Origin of the sequence: Citrobacter sp. wls714 (assembly GCF_005281025.1) — a bacterium.
Taxonomy (GTDB): Bacteria; Pseudomonadota; Gammaproteobacteria; order Enterobacterales; family Enterobacteriaceae; genus Citrobacter; species Citrobacter werkmanii.
The window spans coordinates 1-5,465 of record NZ_SZWZ01000109.1 but is presented as its reverse complement, the minus strand read 5'-3'; the positions used below and the strand labels follow the sequence as shown (position 1 = coordinate 5,465).

The window sequence follows — 5,465 nt, the reverse complement described above, 5'->3', positions numbered from 1 at the left end:
CTCGGCTACGCAATGGCTGATGCTGTGAAGGCTATCGACGAGTTGCTGTCGGTGCGGAGGACGGCGTCGCAGGAAGCGGTGTATCAGGTATTAGACGATGGAAGTTGGACTGATTACAGCAAACAGCAACTGGAAGGCTTGCTTGAATCGAAACCGTCCACACTTTTCCGAGTTGTCTACCCATCTCCAAGTTTAACGCAGCCAGTGTTAGTGGATGAGGATGATAATTTCTATTCATGGTTCGGCAGGGAATGGGAGAAATACTATCAACCGAATAATTATTCTTTATCAGCAAAGAAACGCCTAGGGTCAATTGCTGAATCTGCATGGTTTGCATGCCGCGCCGCCATGCTTCAGGCTGGCTACCATAACGAGCAACACCTCGACATGGTAGATTGCAGGTTGCCATTCGACCAATGGCTATCACAGCAAAATGAGCCAATAGACGTCGATTGTGGTTGTGTAACCACTGAGGCATTTTACCACTGGCTGCGTGTTGCTTATGAGGCTGGCAACTCTCCGGTAACTCCAGATACATGGATTCCGGTAAGCGAGCGGATGCCGGATAAATACGATTTTGATATATGGGTTTTTTCTCCATCTAAAGGAATTCATGACGGAATTCAGTGGGATGGGTGTGAGTTTGCTGATGATGAATATCAATTCAAGATAAATGACGTCAGCCACTGGATGAAAAAAATATATCCAGCAGCACCGCAACAGGAGGTTAAGCCGTGAGTAAGCACATTATCAAATATGACTATCGTGACGGTGTCAAACTCGCAAAGCATGAAATAGAGACGTGGTGCGGACATGCGCCACAATTTTCAGACTGGCTGTTTCAGGATGCTCAGCATGCACTGTTGAGCATTGAGCAGGGTTCATTACAGGTTCCGTGCAAGAATTGTCTGGCTTCAATAATCAAAACGGCGCAGGAGGTGAAGTGATGGAAATCGAATTTAAGCCGTGCCCTTTTTGCGGATTTAAACAGGAAGATGGAGAGGAATCATTTGCGCGTACCGATGGCACGAATGGTGAGTGGGCAGTTTATTGTGAAAGATGCCACACCACTGGACCAATGAGACAGACAAGAGATTCGGCCATCATGGCATGGAATGAGAGATTTGACGGGTAGTGCTGGCTGATAATTCTCAACGTCAAGCAACATTACTCACTCTCAAATTTAATGTTATAATTATGTCGCAGTCGGATTGAGCACCCGGCTGTGACCTCTGCATCTGATTGGGAAATTAGATGCGAAACACAAAGAGTACTTCAAACAAGCTGTCACAGATGCAGAAATGCACCTGCGATTTTCTGCATCCTGCGTTACCTCTCGGAGGTGGCGTATGAAGCAACAATTCCACCTCGTAAACGAATCCGTAAAGCAGAACGCCATCAACTACATACGTGAGTTGCCGGTCGACGCTAAGCGCCCGCTTATTCTCGACATCAAAGAGATGACGCGCACCGCACAGCAGAATCGGAAATTATGGCCGCTTTTGAAAGATCTCTCCGATCAGGTTCTCTGGTTCGGCAACAAATACGACTCAGACGACTGGAAAGACTTGATAACCGCAATGGTCGCCAAGTCCAAGAAGCAGGAACAACGAATGGCTCCCGGTCTGGATGGCGGCATTGTGATGTTCGGTCAACGTACCAGCAAGATGACTGTGCGCCAGATGGTAGAAGTCATCGAGGCTATCTACTGGTTCGGCACTCAGCAGAACGTGAAATTCAGCGAAAAGTCCCGCATCGAAATTGAGTGGGCCAAGCAATGGGGTGAGCACAATGACACCTCTCGCTAAAGTCATGGAGCGCGGCATCTTCAACGTTCCAGCTCGCCGCAAGCGCAAGCCGATCGTCAATCCATCCGATATCAAAACCTTTCACTATACGGCTCACCTGGCTGATGTCATGTGGCTGCGCCGTGCTGCACGGAGAAAAGCAAATGGCTGATTTACGCAAAGCGGCACGTGGGCGTGAGTGCCAAGTTCGAATCCCGGGAGTTTGCAACGGCAACCCCGAAACGTCCGTTCTGGCGCATATCCGCCTGGCTGGACTGTGCGGTACCGGAATTAAGCCGCCTGACCTTATCGCCACCATCGCATGCCATGCATGCCACGAAGAGATTGATCGCCGCACCCATCTTGTTGATGCGGAATACGCGAAAGAGTGCGCACTGGAAGGCATGGCTCGCACACAGGTTATCTGGCTGAAAGAGGGGCTCGTTAAATCATGAACGAATATCGAATCTGGCTCCCGTGGCCACCCAGTAATAACCGCTATTACCGGCACAATCGCGGGCGCACTCACATCAGCGCGGACGGAATCGCATACCGCGCCGCAGTGTCGAAAATTATCACCGATGGGATGCTCGATATCCGCACCGAGTCACCCCTCAAGATTCGCATTGAGTGCCACATGCCTGATCGCCGCCGCCGCGACCTGGACAACCTGCAAAAGGCTGCATTCGACGCGCTGACGAAAGCCGGTTTCTGGATGGATGACGTACAGGTCGTCGATTACCGCGTGGTGAAAATGCCTATCGTTAAAGGCGGTCGACTTGAACTGACCATTACTGAGCTGGAGTCCGCATGACATTCGAATCCTACTTTGCTGATCACCTTCGTCTGCGCTGGACTCGGTTACGCATCTACCGTCACCCAGGTTCATTTGCTACGGACTACCGAATTTTACGCAATTACATCAGCCGCTATAAACCATCAGGAGCAGAAGCATGAATACTCAATACCTGCAGTTTGTACGCGAGCAGCTCATTGTAGCGACTGCTGACCTGAGTGGCGCAACGAAAGGCCAGTTGGTAGCGTTTGCCGAGAATGCGATGTTTGAAGCGACACCGCGTAGCCGATCTCGCCTGAAGGTGGTTAATCCTGCTAACGGTCGCCTGATGAATCCAACCAGCCCGCCAATCCCCGGGCAGCAATCACGCGCAAAAGGTTCATCTATCGCACTGGTGCAACCTGTTGAGTATTCAACAGCATCGTGGCGTCGTGCAGTGTTGTCACTCGATGAACATCAGAAGGCGTGGCTACTCTGGAACTACAGCGAGAATGTGCGATGGGAGAATCAGGTTTCGATCACTCAATGGGCGTGGGCAGAGTTCAAATCCTCCCTTGGCACAAAGAAGGTGGCAGGAAAAACACTGGATAGATTGAAGGCACTTATATGGTTAGCGGCGCAGGACGTGAAAGCAGAACTGGCAGGGCGAGAAACTTACGAATATCAGCAGCTAGCAGAATTGGTTGGCGTCACACCAAAGAACTGGTCAGAGACATTTACCGATCGATGGCTGGAGATGAAACACACATTCATGCGTCTTGATAGCAGCGCTTTATTGCAAGTAACGCGATCACGTTCACAACAAAAGGCGACAAATTTAGATGCAAGTCTTGCAAAACTGGATTGAAAAGCATATATTTCATATAAATCTGATATCGTCGCCATAGCTTTGGTTGTCGACCGAATTACACAAAAGAGCCTCGGTTAATCGCCGGGGCTTTGCCGTTTCTGGGCCGGAAGCTCATTTGGTATGAGCGGTCCCCTCATAAGGGAAGGGTAGACAGGTTCGAATCCTTCGCGGCCCACCAATTAAGCGCCATTAGCTCAACAGGAAAGAGCAATAGCCTTCTAAGCTATCGGTTTCAGGTTCGATCCCTGAATGGTGCACCAAATACCTACCAGGACCATAAGAGCGAAAGCTCAACGCACTACCCTCATCTTGCCAGCATCGCCGCTGGCTTTTTTCGAGCGCATTACCACCAAGAACCAGACCCAACCAACTCATTGCTGAATATCTGTGGCTACGGTGATTAGTGCGCTTCAAAAAAGAAAACCCGCTCAATTGCGGGCTTCGTGAAAATGGGTGGCAGGAGACTGCGATAACAGCCTCCTGCCTGATCTGCCCACGCCTTAAATCGCGAGCAAACCACGTTACCGATCAAAGTATCCTGGATTTGTTCAAGCGACCATCATCCCTATTCCTAATTTGAACAGATCCCCATGTAGTCAGGTTGGGGGTAGAGCATGTACCGTATGGACAAAATCAGAGAATGGTTCAGTTACTGGTTTGGAGGACTTACTGCAATGGGCGGAGTTCTCTCCCTAAATGACTGGGCTCTAATCGTGGGTATTCTTTGTACTGTCGGCACATTCGGAATCAACTGGTACTACAAGCGCAAAGAGCGCGAGGACAGATTGAATGGGAATGTCACCGGCGCTCAGAAATAAAATCGCTGCCAGTATCGGCGGCGGGGCGATCGCAATTGCCACCGTGATGCTATCCGGAAAGGATGGGCTTGAAGGTCGAGAGTATGTGGCCTATCGAGATGTTGTTGGAGTGCTGACTGTTTGTGATGGTCACACCGGATCCGACATAATCCCCGGAAAGCGATATACCGATAAAGAATGCGACGCACTAACCCGGAAAGATTTAACACGCATCGCCGCTCAGGTTGATCCGCATATCAAAGTGCAGACCACTGAAACTCAGCGAGCAGCAATCTACAGCTTTGCTTACAACGTCGGCGCTACCGCAACCATCAACTCCACTTTACTGAAGAAACTCAACGCGAAAGATTACGCCGGAACATGCTCTGAGCTAAAGCGATGGGTATATGCAGGTGGTAAGAAGTGGAAAGGGCTGATGAACCGGCGCGACGTTGAATATGAAGTTTGCACCTGGAGCCAGAAATGAGCAGGTTAACCGCAATCATCATTGCAGTTGTCGTCTGCATCATCGTGTCGCTTGGCTGGGCTGTTAATCACTACCGCGACAACGCCATCACCTATAAAGACCAGCGTGACAAAGCCATTGAAAAGCTCAGCCTGGCGAACGCCGCCATCAAAGACATGCAGACTCGCCAGCGCGATGTCGCTGCACTTGATGCTAAATACACAAAGGAACTAGCCGATGCGAAAAAAACCATTAGCGATTTGCGTCGGGATGTCGATTCTGGCGCTAAGCGGCTGCGCATCTCCGCAACCTGCCCTAGAGTGTCCAAAGCCACCTCCGCCACCGGCGTGGATGATGCAGGAGCCCCCGAACTTACTCCAGACGCTAGACGGAATTATTTCGATCACCGGGACGGAATCGAAGTTACCAAAGAAATGATTCATGGGCTGCATGAATACATCAACACGCAGTGCCTTAAATAAGCAAAATTGAAAAATATTTCAGTTGGTCATGTCTATTTATAGCTATTCAATTCAACGAATATCTATTCATTGAGTGATTATATCTATCTGAATTTGAATGATTTAATCAAGCCTCGCAATAGCGGGGCTTTTTTATGCCCGCAGTAAACCGCGCATCGCAGCGCATGAAAATCCCGAGTCTTTCAGAAAGCTGAGCCTGAGAACTGCCGTATATGGTGGCGACCATCTCGGGGCGGCTTTTCTGTGCGAACAGGCTCATCTTTCTAAAAGGTAAAAACGCTATGAAT

The 5,465-nt window shown here is 49.8% G+C and carries 13 protein-coding genes and 2 tRNA genes; 14 read left to right on the top strand and 1 reads right to left on the bottom strand.

Annotated features, from left to right (window positions below):
* From FDX11_RS25590 to FDX11_RS24520, 14 genes are all read left to right on the top strand, one after another.
* Positions 1 to 738 (top strand): DUF551 domain-containing protein (locus FDX11_RS25590; protein ID WP_371414806.1); only part of this gene is annotated, 738 nt, incomplete at its 5' end.
* A complete protein-coding gene (locus FDX11_RS24580) occupies positions 735 to 947 on the top strand; it encodes a hypothetical protein (RefSeq protein ID WP_137398672.1) in 213 nt (70 codons plus the stop codon). The genes FDX11_RS25590 and FDX11_RS24580, both read left to right, overlap by 4 nt.
* The gene (locus tag FDX11_RS25810) at positions 947 to 1,135 is read left to right on the top strand and encodes a Lar family restriction alleviation protein (protein WP_371414807.1); all 189 of its coding nucleotides are present in this window, start codon (positions 947 to 949) and stop codon (positions 1,133 to 1,135) included. The genes FDX11_RS24580 and FDX11_RS25810 overlap by 1 nt, the downstream gene beginning before the upstream one ends.
* Positions 1,136 to 1,349: 214 nt before the next feature.
* Complete coding sequence (locus tag FDX11_RS24570) at positions 1,350 to 1,808, top strand: recombination protein NinB (RefSeq protein WP_137398670.1); 459 nt, start codon at positions 1,350 to 1,352, stop codon at positions 1,806 to 1,808.
* The gene (locus tag FDX11_RS24565) at positions 1,792 to 1,959 is read left to right on the top strand and encodes a NinE family protein (RefSeq protein ID WP_137398669.1); all 168 of its coding nucleotides are present in this window, start codon (positions 1,792 to 1,794) and stop codon (positions 1,957 to 1,959) included. Before FDX11_RS24570 ends, FDX11_RS24565 begins: the two co-directional genes overlap by 17 nt.
* Positions 1,952 to 2,242 carry a DUF1364 domain-containing protein gene (locus FDX11_RS24560; protein ID WP_137398668.1) on the top strand — a complete coding sequence of 97 codons (291 nt, stop codon included), beginning with the start codon at positions 1,952 to 1,954 and terminating at the stop codon, positions 2,240 to 2,242. Before FDX11_RS24565 ends, FDX11_RS24560 begins: the two co-directional genes overlap by 8 nt.
* Positions 2,239 to 2,601 (top strand): crossover junction endodeoxyribonuclease RusA, encoded by a 363-nt coding sequence (gene rusA / locus FDX11_RS24555; RefSeq protein ID WP_137398667.1) that lies wholly within the window; start codon positions 2,239 to 2,241, stop codon positions 2,599 to 2,601. The genes FDX11_RS24560 and rusA overlap by 4 nt, the downstream gene beginning before the upstream one ends.
* Positions 2,598 to 2,744, top strand: coding sequence for a YlcG family protein (locus tag FDX11_RS24550; RefSeq protein ID WP_003833635.1), 147 nt, complete (start codon positions 2,598 to 2,600; stop codon positions 2,742 to 2,744). The genes rusA and FDX11_RS24550 overlap by 4 nt, the downstream gene beginning before the upstream one ends.
* Complete coding sequence (locus tag FDX11_RS24545) at positions 2,741 to 3,430, top strand: bacteriophage antitermination protein Q (RefSeq protein WP_137398666.1); 690 nt, start codon at positions 2,741 to 2,743, stop codon at positions 3,428 to 3,430. The genes FDX11_RS24550 and FDX11_RS24545 overlap by 4 nt, the downstream gene beginning before the upstream one ends.
* Before the next feature lie 103 nt (positions 3,431 to 3,533).
* Positions 3,534 to 3,611: transfer RNA gene (locus FDX11_RS24540), tRNA-Met, on the top strand.
* 5 nt (positions 3,612 to 3,616) lie between these two features.
* Positions 3,617 to 3,693 (top strand) — tRNA-Arg (locus FDX11_RS24535).
* Between the two features lie 354 nt (positions 3,694 to 4,047).
* Positions 4,048 to 4,251: an HP1 family phage holin gene (locus FDX11_RS24530; protein ID WP_032934473.1), complete on the top strand. Its 204-nt coding sequence runs from the start codon at positions 4,048 to 4,050 to the stop codon at positions 4,249 to 4,251.
* Complete coding sequence (locus tag FDX11_RS24525) at positions 4,223 to 4,717, top strand: lysozyme (protein WP_137398665.1); 495 nt, start codon at positions 4,223 to 4,225, stop codon at positions 4,715 to 4,717. The genes FDX11_RS24530 and FDX11_RS24525 overlap by 29 nt, the downstream gene beginning before the upstream one ends.
* Positions 4,714 to 5,178, top strand: coding sequence for a lysis protein (locus FDX11_RS24520; protein WP_137398664.1), 465 nt, complete (start codon positions 4,714 to 4,716; stop codon positions 5,176 to 5,178). Before FDX11_RS24525 ends, FDX11_RS24520 begins: the two co-directional genes overlap by 4 nt.
* A gap of 106 nt (positions 5,179 to 5,284) precedes the next feature.
* Here FDX11_RS24520 and FDX11_RS25300 read toward each other — a convergent pair.
* Positions 5,285 to 5,465, bottom strand: a 181-nt coding sequence (locus FDX11_RS25300) for a hypothetical protein (protein ID WP_212734575.1), incomplete at its 5' end; no start/stop codon positions are given.